At 33.2% G+C, this 19,861-nt stretch carries 16 protein-coding genes; 1 reads left to right on the top strand and 15 read right to left on the bottom strand.

Annotation, left to right across the window (positions count from 1 at the left end; translation table 11 throughout):
• Positions 1 to 104: 104 nt before the first annotated feature.
• From RT228_RS06905 to RT228_RS06895, 3 genes are all read right to left on the bottom strand, one after another.
• Positions 105 to 2,291 (bottom strand): glutamine synthetase III, encoded by a 2,187-nt coding sequence (locus RT228_RS06905; RefSeq protein WP_006258914.1) that lies wholly within the window; start codon positions 2,289 to 2,291, stop codon positions 105 to 107.
• Between the two features lie 200 nt (positions 2,292 to 2,491).
• Complete coding sequence (locus tag RT228_RS06900; protein WP_006263536.1) at positions 2,492 to 3,064, bottom strand: hypothetical protein; 573 nt, start codon at positions 3,062 to 3,064, stop codon at positions 2,492 to 2,494.
• A 73-nt stretch (positions 3,065 to 3,137) separates the two neighbouring features.
• On the bottom strand, positions 3,138 to 3,779 hold the full coding sequence (locus RT228_RS06895; protein WP_225581548.1) for an HdeD family acid-resistance protein: 642 nt from the start codon (positions 3,777 to 3,779) through the stop codon (positions 3,138 to 3,140).
• Positions 3,780 to 3,903: 124 nt separating this feature from the next.
• Here RT228_RS06895 and RT228_RS06890 point away from each other — a divergent pair, with 124 nt between their 5' ends.
• Positions 3,904 to 4,989 carry a lipase family protein gene (locus RT228_RS06890; RefSeq protein ID WP_006258917.1) on the top strand — a complete coding sequence of 362 codons (1,086 nt, stop codon included), beginning with the start codon at positions 3,904 to 3,906 and terminating at the stop codon, positions 4,987 to 4,989.
• 456 nt (positions 4,990 to 5,445) lie between these two features.
• Here the strand turns inward: RT228_RS06890 and sucD are convergent, their stop codons facing one another.
• The 12 genes from sucD to RT228_RS06830 form a co-directional block, all read right to left on the bottom strand.
• Complete coding sequence (gene sucD, locus RT228_RS06885; protein ID WP_006258918.1) at positions 5,446 to 6,318, bottom strand: succinate--CoA ligase subunit alpha; 873 nt, start codon at positions 6,316 to 6,318, stop codon at positions 5,446 to 5,448.
• A 164-nt stretch (positions 6,319 to 6,482) separates the two neighbouring features.
• Entirely contained in the window at positions 6,483 to 7,418 is a 936-nt protein-coding gene (locus RT228_RS06880; protein ID WP_313138536.1) for a UDP-3-O-(3-hydroxymyristoyl)glucosamine N-acyltransferase, read from the bottom strand.
• 21 nt (positions 7,419 to 7,439) lie between these two features.
• A complete protein-coding gene (gene efp, locus RT228_RS06875; protein WP_006258920.1) occupies positions 7,440 to 8,006 on the bottom strand; it encodes an elongation factor P in 567 nt (188 codons plus the stop codon).
• A gap of 22 nt (positions 8,007 to 8,028) precedes the next feature.
• Positions 8,029 to 8,814 (bottom strand): acyl-ACP--UDP-N-acetylglucosamine O-acyltransferase, encoded by a 786-nt coding sequence (lpxA, locus tag RT228_RS06870; protein WP_006258921.1) that lies wholly within the window; start codon positions 8,812 to 8,814, stop codon positions 8,029 to 8,031.
• A gap of 4 nt (positions 8,815 to 8,818) precedes the next feature.
• Positions 8,819 to 10,213, bottom strand: coding sequence for a bifunctional UDP-3-O-[3-hydroxymyristoyl] N-acetylglucosamine deacetylase/3-hydroxyacyl-ACP dehydratase (locus RT228_RS06865; protein ID WP_006258922.1), 1,395 nt, complete (start codon positions 10,211 to 10,213; stop codon positions 8,819 to 8,821).
• A gap of 32 nt (positions 10,214 to 10,245) precedes the next feature.
• The gene (gene lpxD, locus RT228_RS06860; protein WP_006258923.1) at positions 10,246 to 11,265 is read right to left on the bottom strand and encodes a UDP-3-O-(3-hydroxymyristoyl)glucosamine N-acyltransferase; all 1,020 of its coding nucleotides are present in this window, start codon (positions 11,263 to 11,265) and stop codon (positions 10,246 to 10,248) included.
• A gap of 30 nt (positions 11,266 to 11,295) precedes the next feature.
• Positions 11,296 to 12,534, bottom strand: coding sequence for an HD domain-containing protein (locus tag RT228_RS06855; RefSeq protein ID WP_006258924.1), 1,239 nt, complete (start codon positions 12,532 to 12,534; stop codon positions 11,296 to 11,298).
• A gap of 112 nt (positions 12,535 to 12,646) precedes the next feature.
• Positions 12,647 to 14,149: a histidine ammonia-lyase gene (gene hutH, locus RT228_RS06850; RefSeq protein ID WP_006258925.1), complete on the bottom strand. Its 1,503-nt coding sequence runs from the start codon at positions 14,147 to 14,149 to the stop codon at positions 12,647 to 12,649.
• 27 nt (positions 14,150 to 14,176) lie between these two features.
• Positions 14,177 to 14,944 carry a peroxide stress protein YaaA gene (gene yaaA, locus RT228_RS06845; RefSeq protein ID WP_006258926.1) on the bottom strand — a complete coding sequence of 256 codons (768 nt, stop codon included), beginning with the start codon at positions 14,942 to 14,944 and terminating at the stop codon, positions 14,177 to 14,179.
• Between the two features lie 223 nt (positions 14,945 to 15,167).
• A complete protein-coding gene (locus RT228_RS06840; RefSeq protein WP_006258927.1) occupies positions 15,168 to 16,268 on the bottom strand; it encodes a DUF695 domain-containing protein in 1,101 nt (366 codons plus the stop codon).
• Positions 16,269 to 16,408: 140 nt separating this feature from the next.
• A complete protein-coding gene (locus tag RT228_RS06835) occupies positions 16,409 to 18,199 on the bottom strand; it encodes a cytochrome c peroxidase (RefSeq protein WP_016361617.1) in 1,791 nt (596 codons plus the stop codon).
• A 69-nt stretch (positions 18,200 to 18,268) separates the two neighbouring features.
• Positions 18,269 to 19,813, bottom strand: a complete 1,545-nt coding sequence (locus RT228_RS06830; protein WP_006258930.1) for a hypothetical protein — start codon at positions 19,811 to 19,813, stop codon at positions 18,269 to 18,271.
• Positions 19,814 to 19,861 lie beyond the last annotated feature (48 nt).

Raw genomic sequence — 19,861 nt, 5'->3', positions numbered from 1 at the left:
CGGTAATACTATACATAATACCCTAAAAACTCTTTATATATACCAACAAAAAGACGACTTAGCTAAGAAGCATAAGTCGTCTTTTTTTCAATTTATCACTATTTTTAGTTCGTAAATAACAATTCTCTGTACTTCGTTAATGTCCAAAGCTCATTATCTACCATTAATTCTAATTTATCACTGTGGTAACGGATAATATCAAAATAAGGTTTCACAACATCACAGTATGCATGAGCTTGTTGTTCAACATCCTCTATTAGATTAGCTTTTTTACGCTCATTCGTCATCTCAGTAACCTTAGCATTAATTTGCTCTATATGATGAGATATCTTTTTAATCATTTGTAATTGTTCTGCTGCAATCGTTCCGAAATCTTCAGCACCGAATATTTCTTTAAGACCTTTCACATTATCAATTACTAAGTTTTGATACTTGATAGCCGTTGGGATCACGTGATTTCTTGCAATATCTCCTAATACACGTCCTTCTATCTGAATACGTTTTACATATTCTTCTAGCTCGATCTCATATCTAGCATGCATCTCTATACTAGTCATTACTCCCATCTCTTCAAATATCGAAATCACTTTAGGGTCTTTCTTAATTCTTAAAGCAGAAGGAGTAGTTTTATTATTACTCAATCCTCTTTTGACAGCTTCTTTTTCCCACTCATCACCGTATCCATCACCTTCAAAAAGAATTCTTTCACTATCTTTAATATACTCTCTTAATACATTGAAGATTGCCTCGTCTCTTTTTAATCCGTCTTTTTCTACTAGTGCATCCACTTCATTTTTAAAGTCTCTTAACTGTTTAGCTACTATCGTATTTAATACAGTCATAGGTCCAGCACAGTTAGCTGTAGATCCTACTGCTCTAAATTCCCATTTATTACCTGTAAAAGCGAATGGAGAAGTTCTATTTCTATCTGTATTATCTAATAATACATCTGGAATTTTTCCAACTACATTTAACTTAAGGTCTGTTTTTTCTTCTGGAGAAAGTTTACCATCCGTCACCTCTTTCAATTCATTAAGAACCTTAGTCAATTGTTGTCCAATAAATACAGACATAATTGCCGGTGGTGCTTCATTCGCTCCAAGACGGTGATCATTACTTGCAGAAGCAATAGCTGATCTTAAAAGCTCTTCATTATCGTTTACAGCTTTAATCGTATTGATAAAGAAGGTTAGGAACTGTAAGTTGCTCTTAGGTGTTTTACTAGGACTCAACAAGTTCACACCAGTATCAGTAGCCAATGACCAGTTATTGTGTTTACCAGAACCATTAACTCCTTTAAATGGTTTCTCATGGAATAATACTTTAAAGTGATGCTTCTCAGCTACCTTTTTCATTACATCCATTAATAAAGAGTTGTGATCCACTGCTAAGTTAGCCTCTTCAAATATAGGTGCTAATTCAAACTGATTAGGAGCTACTTCATTATGTCTAGTCTTAACAGGAATACCTAATAAGATACAGTGATTCTCTAAATCATGCATATAATTCAGTACTCTAGTTGGAATAGAACCGAAATAGTGGTCATCTAATTGTTGTCCTTTAGCAGCTGTATGCCCTAATAATGTTCTACCTGTAGTAAGAATATCAGGTCTAGAAGCAGCTAAAGCACTATCTACTAAAAAGTACTCTTGCTCCCACCCTAAAGTAGTCGTTACTTTCTTTACATTTTTATCAAAGAATTTAGCTACTTCAGTTGCAGCATCATCTATTGCATTAAGCGCTTTTAATAAAGGAGTTTTATTATCTAAAGCCTCACCAGTATAAGAGATAAATACAGTAGGAATACATAATGTAGAACCAAAGATAAAGGCAGGAGATGTAGGATCCCAAGCTGTGTACCCTCTTGCTTCAAATGTATTTCTAATTCCTCCGTTAGGAAAACTTGATGCATCTGACTCTTGTTGTACTAATTGACTACCATTAAATTTTTCAACAGGATCACCATCAAAAGACGTCTCAAAGAAAGCATCATGCTTCTCTGCTGTCGTTCCTGTCAGTGGTTGAAACCAGTGCGTATAGTGACTTACTCCTTTCGATAGCGCCCATTCTTTCATTCCCAATGCAATGTACTCAGCTAATCGACGATCTATTTTAATTCCTAGTTGTGCATTCTTAACAGCCTGATAAGCTTCTGGAGTTAAAAATTGTCGCATTGACTTGTCATTAAATACGTGATCACCAAAGATCAATGATTTTCTACCCAGTTCTTCTACCTTTACAGCTTCTCTAGATGCTGCTTTTTCAATTGCTCGAAAACGAAATGTTGACATAATTAATAGTTTTTGAAGGGACACCCCCTGTTTTATGAGTACAAATTTAAATAAAAGTCATTAAAAACAACACACACCCCCTATATTTTTGTAATATTTTTTAAAAAAGTATATTCAAGAGCACTCCCCTCCTTATATTTTTACCTATAGAAACAAAAAAAGGTAGAAACTTAGCGCCTCTACCTTTTAAATATTATTATCTAGTACTTCTTAACTACTTTTACATCTTCTAAGTTATACTTGCGTACAACTTCTTCGTATGATAAACTAGTCTTCTCACTTTCTTTACTATTATCAGACTTAGTACCTATTACAGGTGTACTTCCAGGAATGTATACTATTCTAAAAATCATATTCTTTATAAAGCCTTCATGTTTATCTCCATCTCCATTAAAAAAACCTAGAGGAGCATTAGCTCTTGCAACGATTTCTGTATCATATGGAGAATAATTATAACTATATTCAAGTTCTTTTTCTACTTTATCTACATCTACAAAGTATCTGGTAGGTAAAGGTGAAAAAAGAGGCTTACCATCATTACTAAATCTATCAGCTATAAACACGAACACCAAGTCACCATCTACAAATCCGTTTGGATGTTTAATAAGTTGTCCTTGAATAGTACTAGTCAAGTCTTTTGTAAAACTTAATTTAATTTCTTCTACATAAGGATACATAGTTGGTCCTGGAGGCCCTTGTGGTCCAGTAGACCCTTCACACCCAACTAATAGTGATGTAGCTACAAAGGCAAATAGCATTGCAATTTTTTTCATAATCTCTTTTATTTATTACTTGCAAAATATGCATTTTTTACAACACCCAATAAACTTTATCAAATAATTATACTTATTTATCGTGTAATCTCTTTCGAACTTCTTCTTGAATCCTTTCATATTGCTCTAACAGCTCTTGATCAACCTTTCCTGAATATTTTTTTATCCTTCTCAAGAAGAAACCAAACAATAAACTGTAAACTCCTAATAATATGAATGAGAATGCTGTCCAATATACAATGGTAAATGCACCAAACTCAAGATTCCATAACATACAGAATGAAAATACTAACCCAAGTAAAGCAAAAACAAATAAGCTAGTCCATGATTTTACACCGTAGTTTTTAAGGTCAAAAGCTGTTCCCATTCCTCTAATAGATCTAAACATTAATCCAAAACCAACATAAATAGGAAGAACTACTGCCGATAACGTAGGCGTTCCAATTAAAATAACACCTAATACCACATCTATAATTCCTGAAAAAAGCAACCATCCCCAACCATCAAGTTGATCATGATTAGAAAAAGCAAAGATAATCTCTGAAATACCAGCAATTAAAAACATACAACTAAAGATAATAGTTAGTGAAGCATATGCTGTAATAGGAGTACTAAACATATATATTCCTCCTATTATAAAAAGTATACCAATGATTACAGGTATATACCAGTTCTTAATTCGATCTTTTACAGTTTTTACAAATGAATTAGCCATATCTCTTTTTTTAAAGTTTACATCTAATTTATACATTTTTAACGGCATTCAAAAATTTAAAAGTGTAACTTTGATTTGAATCGTGTAAATATTTAACTAAATAACACTAGTAAAGTCCTTTTCTATGATAAAAAGAATTTATCTCCTTTTACTTTGTTCTACTTCTATCAGTTTTGCACAAAACTTAAAGCCTATAGCTGATAAACAAGAAATATACAATAGCTTACAACTAGCTACTGATATACACAAAGCTTTCCCCACAGATTCACTTTATAATCTTACTGGTTATAAGAATACGTATAGATCACCAGAAATGGGGTTAACCAATATGTGGGCATTATACCACAATGATAAAACAAATACTGTAGAAATAGTTATTAGAGGATCTGTAAACAAGGGAGCCAGTTGGTTAGCTAATTACTATGCAGCTATGATTCCTTCATCAGGAGAAATACAATTAGATAATACTAAAAAAGTTAGTTACAAACTATCTCAAGATGAACGAGCAACTGTTCATGCAGGATGGACTATAGCATCTCTATATTTAATGGAAGATATTAAACCTAAGTTAGATAGTCTAGTCCAGAAAAATCATAAAGATTTTATTATCTCTGGACATAGTCAAGGTGCTGCTATAGCTTATCTAATAACAGCTAATCTAATGAATCAACAACTAGAAGGAAAATTACCTAAAGATTTACAGTTTAAGACTTATGCAATTGCTCCTCCTAAACCTGGAAATCTTTACTTTAGTTATCAATATGAGAAACTAGCTAAAAGTTGGAGTTACTCTGTTATTAATACCCAAGACTGGGTTCCTGAACTTCCACCAACAACACAGACTTTTAGAGACTTTAACGAAATTAGCCCTTTAGCAGATCACGAGGTAAAAAAAGCATTAAAAAAAGTAACTTGGCCTAAGAGAATGGTTGCTACTAGTATTTTTAATGGTATAAAAAAGCCTACCGAAAAAAGTGTCAAGAAATATAACAAATATCTAGGTTCCTTTGTCTTTAACCTAATTCAAAAACAATTACCAGAATTAGTAGAGCCTAAATATGTTCTAAATAGTAACTATGCGAGATGTAGTAACCCAATTATATTAGATGGACTCAAGGATACAGAATATCAAATCAAGTTTCATAAACCTGAAAATATAATGTCACACCACTTACCTCCTGCTTACTTATACTTATTAGATAAAGAATAAAAAAAGAGACTCTTAATAAAGAGTCTCTTTTTGAAATAAAACAATTTTTCAATTGCTATAGTTATAGTTTGGTTAGGGTTCTAAATCAATACTTACTAGTAAAAAGACATAACTATTACTTATTTTGTAAGTGCATTACAATATACATAAGATTTTTATTAGCACAAATACTCCTATCATTAAAATGGATTATTTTTTTATTCTGTTAATTTCCATTATTAAACACAAGCTAATAAATTATTCATTAATAACACACTTAATTTTTAACCTTCAATTAAGTATAAATTATGATATCAAACCTAAATATACTAAACAGAAGATCTCTTATAAAAGCGATATTCTAAAAAATCAGATGACTAGTCCAAAATATGAAAAATATAACAAAAGGACTTTAATCAAAAAAGCCTACACATAGTAATGTGTAGGCCTTTTTTATTTTCTTTTTAGAAATAAGAATTATCCTAAAACTTCTTTTACTTTTTTACCGATCTCAGCAGGAGAATCAACAACATGGATTCCACACTCGCTCATGATACGTTTTTTAGCAGCAGCTGTATCATCAGCTCCACCTACGATAGCACCAGCGTGTCCCATTGTTCTTCCTTTAGGAGCAGTTTCTCCAGCGATGAATCCGATAACTGGTTTTTTATTACCATTTTCTTTAATCCAACGAGCAGCATCAGCTTCTAATTGACCACCAATCTCACCAATCATAATGATTGCTTCAGTTTCTGGATCAGCCATTAATAATTGTACAGCTTCTTTAGTAGTTGTTCCAATGATTGGGTCTCCACCAATTCCGATAGCTGTTGTAATACCTAAACCTTGCTTTACAACTTGATCAGCAGCTTCATAAGTTAAAGTTCCTGATTTAGAAACGATTCCAACTGTTCCTTTTTTGAAAACGAAACCTGGCATAATACCAACTTTAGCTTCACCTGGAGTGATTACTCCTGGACAGTTAGGTCCAACTAATCTACAATCTCTACCTTTGATGTAGTCGTAAGCTTTGATCATTTCAGCTACTGGAATACCTTCTGTAATACAAATAATAACTTTGATACCTGCATCAGCAGCTTCCATTATAGCGTCAGCAGCAAATGCTGGTGGTACGAAAATAATAGATGTATCAGCACCTGCTTTTTCTACAGCTTCTGAAACTGTGTTGAATACTGGACGATCTAAGTGAGTAGTTCCCCCTTTTCCTGGAGTTACACCACCTACTACGTTTGTTCCGTACTCAATCATTTGTGAAGCGTGGAATGTACCTTCACTTCCAGTAAACCCCTGAACGATTATTTTTGAATCTTTATTTACTAAAACACTCATGATCTTGTTTTTATTTATTTAAACTTACTTACACAAAAATAAACAATTCTAATTACTATTAAAACTTTTTACCCCCTTATAAGTAAGATTAATTGATTAATTAATAACATTCTTTGTTTTCAATCTCAAGAAACCTGATTTATGTCAGACACTAATGTCAAATACTATAAATGCTTAGTTTTCTCTACTAATTCTGGTATTCTCTTAATACTAGCTAATTGCTTTAATTTATCTCTTGATTCCTCTGCAGGATACCCAAAATAAACTTTACCTCCAGCTAACGATTTAGATACTCCAGATTGAGCTAAAACAACAGCTTTAGTTCCAATAGTGATACCACTTGTAGTACCTACTTGTCCCCATAGCGTTACTTCATCTTCTATGACCACACAACCAGCTATACCACATTGAGCCGCAATTAAAGAACGTACACCTACCACAGTATCATGTCCGATATGAACTTGATTATCTATTTTAGCTCCCTCTTTAATAGTAGTATCTCCTGTCACACCTCTATCTATAGTACATGCAGCACCGATACCTACGTTATCTTCGATAACTACTCTACCACAAGATACTAATGGATCAAATCCTTCTGGTCTCTTTTTATAGTAGAACGCATCAGCACCTAGTATAGCTCCAGCATGAATAACTACATTATTCCCTATAATAGTTCCATCATATAAAACTACATTAGGGTGAATAACACAATTTTTACCAATCACTACATTATGACCAATGAATACATTAGGTTGAATGATTGTTCCTTCCCCGATAATAGCATCTTTAGCTTGTACCTCAGTTGCTGGTCTAAACGGGTTAAAGAACTTAGATAATTTATTAAAATCTCTAAACGGATCATCAGATATTAATAAAGCCTTACCCTCTGGGCACTCTACATCTTTATTAATTAAAATGATTGTCGCATTAGAGTTTAACGCTTTATCATAATATTTAGGATGATCCACAAAAACGATTTCACCTTCTTGTACAACGTGAATTTCGTTCATTCCATAAACTGGAAAATTAGCATCACCTACAAACTTACATCCAATAATCTCTGCTATAGTCTGTAAATCTTGAACTTTTGCAAAACGCATCTCTCTTCTTCTAAAAAGTGATTACTCCTTGATACGCTCCATATAAGCGCTGTTTGATGTATCAATCTTGATTTTATCACCTTCGTTGATGAATAAAGGTACATTGACAATAGCACCAGTTTCAACAGTAGCAGGTTTTGTAGCATTTGTAGCTGTATTTCCTTTTACTCCTGGCTCAGTATAAGTTACTTCTAGAATTACAGAAGCAGGCATATCTACTGCTAACGGTAATTCAGTCTCTGAATTAATTTGAACCATTACAGTTTCTCCTTCTTTTAATAAGCCTGGAGCATCTAATACGTCTTTTAAAAGCGTAATTTGCTCATAAGTCTCAACATTCATAAAGTGGAACTGATCTCCCTCTGGGTATAAATATTGGAATTTATGTGTTTCTACTCTTACAGTATCGATTTTGTGACCAGCAGAAAAAGTATTCTCTAATACTCTTCCATTAGTAACGCTTCTCATTTTAGTTCTAACAAATGCAGGCCCTTTTCCAGGTTTAACGTGTAAAAACTCAACAATTTTATAAATATCATTGTTGTATTGGATACATAAACCATTTCTAATATCAGCTGTTGTTGCCATTCTTTTATTTTATTTAGTATTACTAATATATTCCTGAATATCCTCTCATAATTCCTCTTGATGAATTACGGATAAACATTAAAACTTCATCTCTTTCTGGAGTTGCTTCCATATCTGCCTCTATAATTTCAAGTGCTTGACTTGTATTATAGTTCTTTTGATATAAAATACGATAGATCTCTTGAATCTCTCTGATTTTTTCTGGAGAATATCCTCTTCTTCTCAATCCTACTGAGTTAATACCAGCATAAGAAATAGGTTCACGTGCTGCCTTAATATAAGGAGGAACGTCTTTACGTACTAATGTACCTCCAGTCACAAATGAATGTGATCCGATAGTACAGAATTGATGTACAGCAACTAATCCTGCTAATACAACATAATCTCCTATAGTAACGTGTCCAGCTAAAGTACTAGAGTTAGAAAAAATACAGTTATTACCAACGATACAATCGTGTGCAATATGACTATACGCCTGAATTAAACAGTTATCACCGATAACAGTTTTATATCTATCTTTTGTTCCTCTATTGATTGTTACACATTCTCTAATAGTTGTATTATCCCCTATCTCTACTGTTGTAACTTCTCCTTCGAATTTTAAATCTTGTGGTTCTGCTGAAATAACTGCTCCAGGAAAAATCTTACAATTCTTTCCGATGCGAGCTCCTTCCATGATAGTAACATTTGATCCTATCCATGTTCCTTCCCCTATTTCAACATTATTATGAATGGTTGTAAAAGGTTCTATGACAACATTTCTAGCTATTTTAGCTCCAGGATGTACATATGCTAAAGGCTGATTCATATTCTTAGTTATTTGTTATTTTTGAAATCTGAGCCATTAATTCAGCCTCAGCTACTAATTTTCCATTGGCATACGCATATCCCTGCATATGACATATCCCTCTTCTTATTGGTGTAATAAGCTCTAATTTAAAAACTAAAGTATCACCAGGGTGTACTTTGTTTTTAAACTTCACATTATCCATTTTCATAAAATAAGTAAGATAGTTTTCTGGATCTGGTACAGTACTCAAGATAAGAATTCCTCCTGATTGAGCCATTGCTTCACAGATAAGAACTCCTGGCATAACTGGTGCACCAGGGAAGTGTCCAACGAAGAATGGTTCATTCATCGTTACATTCTTAAGTCCTACTACGTGCTTATCAGACATCTCTAAAATCTTATCTACTAATAAGAATGGAGGTCTGTGAGGTAATAAAGCCATAATTTTATTTACATCCATTAATGGTTCTGCATGTAAATCATAAGATGGAACTTGGTTACGCTTTTCATTGCGAATAATCTTAGACATTTTCTTAGCAAAATTAGTATTCACTGAATGTCCTGGTTTATTTGCAATAACTTTACCTCTTATTCTTGTTCCTATTAAAGCTAAATCTCCGATCACATCAAGTAATTTGTGACGTGCAGCTTCATTAGGATAATGTAATGTTAAGTTATCTAAAACTCCATTTGGCTTAACAGCAATCTCTTCTTTGCCAAATGCTTTTTTAAGGTGTTCCATTGTTTCTGGAGATATATCCTTATCTACATAAACAATAGCGTTATTTAAATCTCCTCCTTTAATCAATCCATTCGCAAGTAATGCTTCTAGCTCGTGTAAGAAACTAAAAGTACGTGCTTCAGATATCTCTTCTTTAAAGTCAGACATTGATTTCAATGTAGCGTTCTGCGTACCTAATACTTTAGTACCAAAATCAACCATTGCAGTCACTTGGTAACTATCAGAAGGCATAACGATTATTTCACTTCCCGTTTGTTCATCTACAAAAGAAATAACTTCTTTCACGATGTACTCCTCACGTTCAGCGTCTTGTTCTACGATACCTGCTTTTTCAACTGCTTCAACAAAGTATTTAGAAGACCCATCCATAATAGGAGGCTCAGATGCGTTTAACTCAATGATAACATTATCTAAATCACATCCTACAAAAGCTGCTAATACATGCTCTGTTGTTTGTATTTTTACTCCCTTTTTTTCAAGGTTTGTACCACGTTGTGTATTTACAACATAATTAGCATCCGCTTCTATAATTGGATGTCCCTCTAAATCCATACGTACAAAAGTAAAACCATTATTGATTGGAGCAGGTTTTAAAGTCATTGTCACCAATTGACCTGTATGTAAACCTACACCACTAAGTGTTACTTCGCTTTGGATGGTTTTTTGTTTAACCATAATTAAATCTCTTTAAATATTTTGAAAGGCTCTTATTTTATATTCTTTTTAATTGACTCTATGTCACTAACAATCTTAGAAAAGTTTTTAAAGTAACTATATGACTTTAAAAAATCACTATGAGGTAATGCTGGACTACCTTGTACTGCCGCACCATTCTCTAAATTCTTAGTTACTCCTGACTGAGCCTGAATACGAACATTATCACCTATTGTCAAATGTCCTACTATACCTACTTGCCCTCCTATCATACAGTTTTTTCCAATCTTTGTAGATCCCGCCACTCCTGTTTGAGAAGCGATTACTGTATTCTCTCCTATCTCCACATTGTGAGCTATCTGAATTTGATTATCTAACTTTACTCCTTTGCGAATAATTGTAGATCCTAAGGTAGCTCTATCTATAGTAGACGCTGCACCTATTTCTACATTATCCTCAATGATAACATTACCTATCTGAGGAACTTTATTAAATGTCCCATCAGGATTAGGTGCAAAACCAAATCCATCAGATCCAATAATTACTCCTGCATGAAAAGTACAATTAGCTCCTATTACAGATTCTGAGTAAATACGAACTCCTGCAAATAAAACTGTATTATCCCCAATACGTACATTGTCTCCTACGAATGTATTAGGGTATATTTTTACGTTATTTCCTATTTTAACATTTTTACCAATATAGGCAAAACTACCTAAATATAAATCATCTCCGTACTCTACTCCTTCTGATATAACTGAAGGCTGTTCGATTCCAGATTTCATTAATTTCACTTGATTGTAATACTCTAATAATTTAGAGAATGCTTTATACGCATCATCTACTTTAATTAAAGTTGCTGTTATTGGATGCTCTGGTTCGAAAGTTTTATTTACGATAACCACAGAGGCATTTGTTGTATATATATGGTGTACGTATTTAGGATTCGCTAAAAAAGAAATCGAACCTGCTGTTCCTTCCTCTATCTTAGCCAATGTACTTACTTCTATCATAGGATTCCCTACAATTTCTCCTTCTAATACTGACGCTATTTGTTCTGCTGCTATTTTCATCGAGGCAAAAATATAAAATATAATTGAAATTTAACTTTCAAAAACGTTTTTTGGATAACAAACAAAATACTTTGTCACCACTTTCGTCAATGATTTAAGGTTTAGTTCATCTGATACCGATAACACATCTTTTGTTGTCCCATCTTTTTTAAGTATCATAATAGGCTCTTTATCTTTACTATACGCTTGATTCTCCATTTTACCTTTAAATACAAAGTATTTTGAAGCCTCATTAGAAATAGAATATTTCTTAGATACTTTATCAAGCATATTATTTAACTTTAACTTTGTTTCCTCTTTATCTGAGACAAATTCAATGCGTAATAGCTCGCGATTAATAATCATTTTACTCAATTCTGACAAAATAAAATCATTATGGAATTGCCATGATTTAAGAGCTCCTAGAATATCTGAATCGTCTAATAAAGCGAATTTCTCTAACCCTACTTGATCGAAATCTCCTTCTTCTATCTGATTCTTTAGAAAGAATTGTAAAGACTCACTACACCATAACTCTACTCCTTTATGAGTTAATTCTTTTGCTCGTTTTAATACACGCACTAAAATTAATTCTGCACATACACTTGTCTTGTGTAGATATGCTTGCCAATACATTAATCTACGTGCGATCAAAAACATCTCTACAGAGTAAATTCCCTTCTTTTCCACGACTAACTCATCATTCACTACATTCAACATCTGAATTAATCGCTCTGAGTTAATATTACCTTCTGCTACTCCACTATAGAAACTATCTCTCTTTAGATAATCCATACGATCCATGTCTAACTGACCTGAGATCAATTGTAACATAAACTTACGGTGATATTCACCTTTAAATATCTTGATTGCTAAGTCTAACTTCCCTTCAAACTCTTTATTTAAACGATTCATAAACAAGATTGAAATCTCTTCGTGATGAACTCCCTCTACGATACTTTCTTCCATCGCATGAGAGAAAGGTCCATGCCCTATATCATGAAGTAAAATAGCTACATACAAAGCATTTTCTTCTTCTTCAGAAATCTCTACATTCTTAAAGCGCAAAACTTGTACCGCTTTTTGCATTAAATGCATACAGCCTAAAGCATGATGAAAACGAGTGTGATGAGCACCAGGGTATACTAGATAAGACACTCCCATTTGAGAGATTCTTCTCAATCGTTGAAAATAAGGGTGTTCAATTAAGTCATATACCAAAGAATTTGGTATAGAAATGAATCCATAAATAGGATCATTTAGGATTTTAAGTTTATTAATGTTGGCCAATGAGAATCATTTTTATAAACGTATACAAATATAGCATATATATTAAAAAAACCGCACCCCTTTTAGAAAGAAAGATGCGGTTAATCCTAATATTTCTATAATTTTATAAGTCTTAAGCTTCTAAATCTATTTGAAATGAATTTAAGAATGCTATTGACTTTTCTATATCATAATGTAAAATGCGATCAACATCTACAAAAGAAACCTCTTCTCTATAAATTTTCAAGAAAGATTCAATGAACTCACTTGATTTCGCAGGTCTTCTGAACTCTAATGCTTGTGCTGCATTCATCAATTCTATAGCTAGAATGCGCTCTAAATTATCTACTATGCGTAGCGTCTTCGTAGCCCCATTAGCCCCCATACTTACGTGGTCTTCTTGTCCATTACTTGACACGATACTATCCACACTCGCAGGAGTTGCTAATTGTTTGTTCTGACTTACAATACTCGCAGCTGTATATTGAGGAATCATAAACCCTGAGTTTAAACCTGGATTAGAAACCAAGAATGCTGGTAGACCTCTAAGTCCTGATATCAATTGATAAGTTCTACGTTCTGATATACTTCCCAATTCAGCTAAAGCAATTCCTAAGAAATCTAACGCTAATGCCAATGGTTGTCCATGGAAATTACCTCCAGAAACGATAATATCGTCTTTATAAAACACATTTGGGTTATCTGTTACAGAGTTAATCTCTGTTTTAAACACGCGATTCACATAATCGATAGCGTCTTTTGATGCTCCATGTACCTGTGGAATACATCTGAATGAGTATGGATCTTGAACGTGCTCTTTTGGACGACTAATCAATTCAGACCCTTCTAAAACTTCATTAAAGAACTGTGCTGTCTCTATCTGCCCTTTATGAGGTCTTACATAATGAATTAATTCATTAAACGGTTCAATTCTACCATCAAAACCTTCTAAAGAAATAGCCCCTATAACATCAGCTAAATAAGATAATTTCTTTGATTTCAAAAGAATATAGCACCCATAAGCACTCATAAACTGAGTTCCATTCAACAAGGCTAATCCTTCTTTTGATTTTAATTTTATAGGCTGCCAATTGTGATTAGCTAGCACTTTATTGGCCGGTTGTCTAAATCCATCACAGAACACTTCTCCTTCACCGATTAATGGCAATGTCAAGTGTGCTAGTGGAGATAAATCCCCTGAAGCCCCTAAAGACCCTTGGTTATAAACTACAGGAAGAATATCATTATTAAAGAAATCAATTAATCTCTCTACTGTTTCTAACTGAACCCCTGAGTTACCGTAACTAAGAGACTTCACTTTTAACAACAACATAATCTTAACGATCTCTTCAGGAACAATCTCTCCTGTTCCACAAGCGTGAGACATCATTAAGTTTTCTTGCAATTGAGATAAGTTATCACTGTCTATTTTGACGTTACACAATGAACCAAACCCTGTATTAATCCCATAAATAGGATCTGCTTGTTTAGCCATTTTATCGTCTAAATACATACGACAATTCACAATATTCGCTCTTGCCTCTTCAGAAAGCTGTATTTTTTGACCTTGAGTTAAAATCTCATTTAACTTCTCGATTGTAAATACATCTGAAGTAATATAATGTACTAATTCCATATTTGTATATTGGTGGTATATAAAATTTTATCTTGTAAACACTAAATTATTACCCTTAGAATCAGCTTCACTCCATGCATACCCATCTACATTAAACTTTTTTAAACCCTCTATATCATTGACATTATTATCTATGATATAACGCACCATCATTCCTCTTGCTTTTTTAGCATAGAAACTGATTGTCTTCAGTTTTCCCTCTCTCAATTCTTTAAAATCTGGAGTAACAAGAGTTCCTTTAATCGCTTTTTTATCAATAGCACTAAAATATTCATTACTAGCTAAGTTAATTAGTAACTCACCTTGTTTCATTTCTTTATTTAAAGCTTCTGCTAAAATTGGTTTCCAAAACTCATATAAGTTTGCATTTGCTCCTACAGCCATTTTAGTTCCCATTTCTAAGCGATACGGTTCTATTTCATCTAAAGGTTTTAACAAGCCATAAAGACCTGATAATATTCTTAATTTATCTTGTAATATCTCTATTTTCTCTGCTGTTAGACTATAAGGGTCTAAACCAGCGTATACATCTCCATTAAAAGCAAAAACTGCTTGTCTAAAATCTTTTTCCCTTCCAGCTTTCTTCACAAAAGCTCTCTCTTGATTTCTCTTCCAATTTAGTTCTGCTAGATTGTTAGATATCTTCATTAGAGCCTCTAAGTCCATAGGAGTTTTAGATTGTAAAACTTCATTGATTACTTTTGATTCTTTGATGAATGAAGCTTTTGTAGCTTTTTCTACAGGTACCGCTGTTGTATAATCTAAACTCTTAGCAGGTGATATTAAAATTTTCATGATTTCTTTTTTTTAGCATCCCAAATATAGGATAACTATTTAGATTTTCATATTTGCTACCCTTGTGTTTTTAGGTTTTATCCTTGTTTTAACACTTTTTCTGACAGCTTTACCAACTACATAAATCTCAATATCCGTACTAACTATTCTCATTACTAAATAGATAATAACTAAAATGTTTTAAATAAAAATTAAAACTATCACCTAAATCATATTATATTCACTAGCCATTATTAATCGCTCTTGTATAGACTTCTAGCCCCATCCAATATTTATCTCTATAAATAGTATAGTCAATATCAAAGCGATCTGTAAATAAGCCGATTGTTTTAAATACATCTCTAGATGCGCTTCTATAATCTTTTGTTGCAAAGAATAAAGTGCGTTCTCCAGAACCTGTCTCTCTGGCCACACTATGCAAGATTCCTGATTCGAGAATTAGATCTTCTATCTCATCCATTGTCGTGACATCTTGTTTATTTGGTAGCCCATCCTCACGTCCATTATAAGCCATAGAAACCTTCACTACCCAAGGATAAGACATTTTTTGATCCCAGTTTAAAAAACTAGTATTCACTACCACTATTAAGGGCTCATGATCAGTATCACTTTCTAATATAGAATAAGTATCCTCCTCACTATTGCGAATCACACTATCATACTTCTCCACAAATTCCGTTTCCCTATAACTTAAATAATCGCTTAACTTAGACACTGGAATCAACTCTCCTTCAACATCTTCTACCCCTTTTACTTCTAAGTAATCTATCATGGTCATTGTCTTAATCTCACCTAGGTAATTGTCTAAAAACATATAAAGAGCATTCCCTATTTCTTCTTCATTCTCAGGAGTACATTCTTTAATTATAAAACGTAAATGAATATAATCTGGATACTCATCATCGTGAATAGGTACAAATGAAACTGTCTCTTCATCTAGTAAAAAACCATTCATATTTAACCCTATCCCTTTTACACTCGGTTTACAACTGATAAAACGCCATCTTTCATGCTCTGGAGCTGCTTCAATAAAATCATCTACAAAAGGCAATGACTTTAGTCTACCATCAGGAGAAATAATTAGTTCTCCTATCCCCTCTTTTCCCATCCCTGTTAGCATATTAAAGTCTGGATTAATATCCTTTAACTTAGGACTGACAATGTCAATAAAATCTTCAACTACTCGTTCATGATTTTCTATTGTTTTATAGAATTTTGACTCATTAGCAATAAACCAATCCCAAAATTGTTGATATTGTGTCTCTAATTCAACAGTATTTGCCTCCTTAACGCCTTTTCCAAATAATTTATCAAAAAAACCCATAACATTTCTTTTAAACTTGAGTGCTAAAAGTACTCTTTTTTCAATAAATCACAAGAAACTCTTCTACTCTACTTCTATAACTAAAAAAGCTCACAATGTATTGTTCTACACCATGAGCTTTAAAACGAATTTAACTTTTATTATTGGTCACTTAATGCCTTCATAAATACAATTATATCTGAGATTTCACTCTCTGTTAATTCTAAAGGATCCTCTGGTAAGGTTTGGCTTTCTACTTCTAGTCCCATACCTAATCCTCCTCCTTTATTGTAAAAATCCATTACTTCTTCTAAGGTCTCATACACACCATTATGCATATAAGGACCGCTTTCTCCTATATTCCTAACAGTAGGTGTCTTAAACGAATGTTTTAATTGTGGTAGATCTGTATTAAATACATATCTACCTAAATCACCATCTAAGACCTTACCTTGTTTATCTGCTGGTACTCCTAATACTTCTTGTTCCGAATTCACAAAAAACGGAGGAACTGTCCCATTAAACACCGGCATAAAATGACAAGTTGCACATTGTGCTTTACCTACAAATAAATTGAACCCTTTCTTTTCACGAGAAGTTAAAGCTTGTTTATTACCTCTCATATACTGATCAAAACGAGAGTTAAAAACAGAAAGAGAACGAATATAAGAAGCTAACACATTTTCTAATTGCCATACTTCTATTTCCTTTTCCGTTTGGTATACTGTTTTAAACTGTTTTTTGTATTTTTCTTCTTCGTTAAGATGAGCTACTATTTGTTTTAAATCTCCATGCATCTCATCTTTATTTGTGATTACATCAGAAGACTGACTCTCTAAAGTAACACTTCGCATATCCCAAAACTGCCCGTGATAATATGCTGAGTAATTCAGAGAAGGCGTATTGCGCAGAAGTGGTTGACCTTTTAGGTCTAATGCTGTTTTAAAAGGCTCACTAAACGCCTTATCTGGATGATGACAATCAGCACAACTTCTAAAACTATCTTTAGAAAGCTTTTTATCAAAAAACAATTCTTTACCTAGAGCAACCTTTGCTGGCGTTAAATAGTAAGTAGAATCTGGTAAAAAAGCATTTAAATTAATCAAACCCTTATCAAAAAGTGAGTTCACACTACCTTTTACCACTTGATTACCATCCTTAAAAGGAATCTCTAAGTCCCTTTGTATCCCTACAATTCCTTTTGCTATGGGATCTAAATACGAAGTAATAAAATCTAGATAATCAAAACTGTCCTTGTTAGGATTTTTTTGACAGATAGTTATAGCTTTATCTAATAATAATTTCACTTCTGGATAAGAAGCTGTATTCTGCCAATTCTTCGATAACTCCAATACTTGTTTAACTCCTGATAGACTAGCGGCAGCTTCCACAAATAACAATTTACTTGCTGGAGTATCAAAACCTGTAATCCCTAAAGCTGTAATCTGAAACAACTCCATCTTTAATGCCTCTAAAACTACATCTTCCGAAATGGTAATTACTTCAAAATTCTTGCGTATACTCAGTACAAAGTTTTTTAACCTCTTTGTATCAATAAGTAGTTCGCCATAATTTTCTAGTTCATAGACAGGATATAGATATTCTTCTACAACCTGATACCCTTCTGCAGGTACATATTTATTCTCATCTAAATCTAGTTGATCTAGTGCAGGTCCATTAATTGATTTACTTGTATGAGGTAAAAAATAGGCAACTGCCCACTCTATTTTTTTATAAGCCTTTCTACTCTCTACGAACGCATTTCTAACAACAGTACTATCTTTACCTTGTTCTACTGCATCTACTAAATTATTTATTGTCGTTTCTAAACTATCTACTTGAGTCAATAAATAGTTATTATAAGTAATATTTTCATATATTTTGGTTTTGTTGGAACAACTAAATAAACAACAAACCAAAACAATCAAAAAAGTGTATTTAATTGTTTTCATAAAATCTAAAAAAAGACCTCTAGTAGTAAATAAGATACTACTAGAGGTTACAAAACATTAGAACTTAAACTATTTTTCTACGTTGCGAATAATCACTACCTGACCTCCTTCTTTATTCTTGTTCACACCCGCTTTATCTGCATCAACAAATTCATTTTTTTGCCAAGTATGCGAGTGAATATTAACAGAAAAAGTATTTGGAACACCTATCAACTCAGAGATATCTTCCATTGCTCCAAACTCCCAAGAACCAAATTTCTGAAGATTTCCAGATTGATTATAATTCTTTTGCCACTCCGCATCTTCTCTATTGTGCTTCATATTCAACCATGGTTTATAAGAACCATCAGCTATTTTATATTGCCAGATATAAGAATCATGTTTTGCATCGGCATAATAAGAATCTCCATCTTCTTGAATATATACATAATTCTCAGTCACACATAGGTTATCAGGATTGATTAGATTCTTACCAGGATCACTATCTCCCTCTGCAGCAACAGATAATTTACCTGTCATCATACCGTTTTTATCTAATACTAGTTTATATACTCTTCCCCACATCGTAAAACCATTTACAGGATTACCTCCGCTTGCTTGCCCTGTTGCAGTAAAGTAAATTTCATTTCCTTTTCCTGCACCTTTTCTATAATCAACATCTTCTACTCGAGAAAAGCGAATAACTCCTAGCTCCATATTCTTTTGATTAATCTGAGCTCCAGTCATATCTTTAGCGCCTGGTATCTCTACAAACTCTACATCATACTCCATTCCTTTTTTCATATCCATCTCAGTATATCCTCCTGACTTACGTTTTAATGCATATAATTTTCCTCCTTGAAGATCACCTTTATTTCCAACATACATGATTAATTGCCCTGCACTTTGATGATTAGAAGAATACCCTTGATCTTCCCCAATTAAAACAATCGTTTTCCCATTAGAAACATCCAAAGGAAGCGGAACTGCATTCTCCATACTTGCTTTACCCAACGCTGGCAATACTCTATCTCGATTAGATTTAAGATCAGTAGATCCCATAGGATCAATAGCGTGTACCATACTTTCTTCTCCCGACTCTCCAGCTGTCAAGAATACAGGTCCAAAACCATGTATCTTTGGTTTTGCTAAAGTAGCAGAACAAAGCCTTGTAATCCCTCCTATTCCATCTACAATATACTCTCCTTTAACAGGTTTAAATGTTTTATCTAAATAAACACGAGAAACAGATTTCATAATCTCATGATTTGTAATCATCAAATATCCATCTCCTTTAGGATCTTTCATAAAACCAGCCCCATCAGGTTGTCCTCCAAACACGAAATCAGGAGATTCACTTAATTTATCTTCACTCGAAATAAGAGAAAAAATCTCTAATTTTTCAAAACCAGGCATCGCGTAAACAAAAGCTGGTGTTTTTGAATGATTCTTTAAAACAATTTTGTCGCCATTGTTTTCCCCTTCGCCACTACCTGAATTATTATCATCATGGCACCCTACTACAGACGCAGTCATAACTAGACCTAAAATCCAAGTTGGTAATTTGTAGTTAATTTTCATTAGTTTATCATTTTTTGTTGAGGCAAAGCTACCTTCACTAGTTAACCTTAACATTACGCATCAATTACCAAAATGTTAATAATTAATTAAAAAATCAAACAA

The sequence above is a fragment of the Myroides sp. genome (genome assembly GCF_032073645.1).
GTDB lineage: Bacteria > Bacteroidota > Bacteroidia > Flavobacteriales > Flavobacteriaceae > Flavobacterium > Flavobacterium odoratimimum.
This window is presented reverse-complemented; position numbering and strand designations above follow the sequence as displayed.

Bases quoted from the DNA above. Each gene is read 5' to 3' on its own strand.
- RT228_RS06905 (WP_006258914.1), bottom strand. From the start codon at position 2,291: ATGTCAACATTTCGTTTTCGAGCAATTGAAAAAGCAGCATCTAGAGAA.
- RT228_RS06900 (WP_006263536.1), bottom strand. From the start codon at position 3,064: ATGAAAAAAATTGCAATGCTATTTGCCTTTGTAGCTACATCACTATTA.
- RT228_RS06895 (WP_225581548.1), bottom strand. From the start codon at position 3,779: ATGGCTAATTCATTTGTAAAAACTGTAAAAGATCGAATTAAGAACTGG.
- RT228_RS06890 (WP_006258917.1), top strand. From the start codon at position 3,904: ATGATAAAAAGAATTTATCTCCTTTTACTTTGTTCTACTTCTATCAGT.
- sucD (WP_006258918.1), bottom strand. From the start codon at position 6,318: ATGAGTGTTTTAGTAAATAAAGATTCAAAAATAATCGTTCAGGGGTTT.
- RT228_RS06880 (WP_313138536.1), bottom strand. From the start codon at position 7,418: ATGCGTTTTGCAAAAGTTCAAGATTTACAGACTATAGCAGAGATTATT.
- efp (WP_006258920.1), bottom strand. From the start codon at position 8,006: ATGGCAACAACAGCTGATATTAGAAATGGTTTATGTATCCAATACAAC.
- lpxA (WP_006258921.1), bottom strand. From the start codon at position 8,814: ATGAATCAGCCTTTAGCATATGTACATCCTGGAGCTAAAATAGCTAGA.
- RT228_RS06865 (WP_006258922.1), bottom strand. From the start codon at position 10,213: ATGGTTAAACAAAAAACCATCCAAAGCGAAGTAACACTTAGTGGTGTA.
- lpxD (WP_006258923.1), bottom strand. From the start codon at position 11,265: ATGAAAATAGCAGCAGAACAAATAGCGTCAGTATTAGAAGGAGAAATT.
- hutH (WP_006258925.1), bottom strand. From the start codon at position 14,149: ATGGAATTAGTACATTATATTACTTCAGATGTATTTACAATCGAGAAG.
- yaaA (WP_006258926.1), bottom strand. From the start codon at position 14,944: ATGAAAATTTTAATATCACCTGCTAAGAGTTTAGATTATACAACAGCG.
- RT228_RS06840 (WP_006258927.1), bottom strand. From the start codon at position 16,268: ATGGGTTTTTTTGATAAATTATTTGGAAAAGGCGTTAAGGAGGCAAAT.
- RT228_RS06835 (WP_016361617.1), bottom strand. From the start codon at position 18,199: ATGAAAACAATTAAATACACTTTTTTGATTGTTTTGGTTTGTTGTTTA.
- RT228_RS06830 (WP_006258930.1), bottom strand. From the start codon at position 19,813: ATGTTAAGGTTAACTAGTGAAGGTAGCTTTGCCTCAACAAAAAATGAT.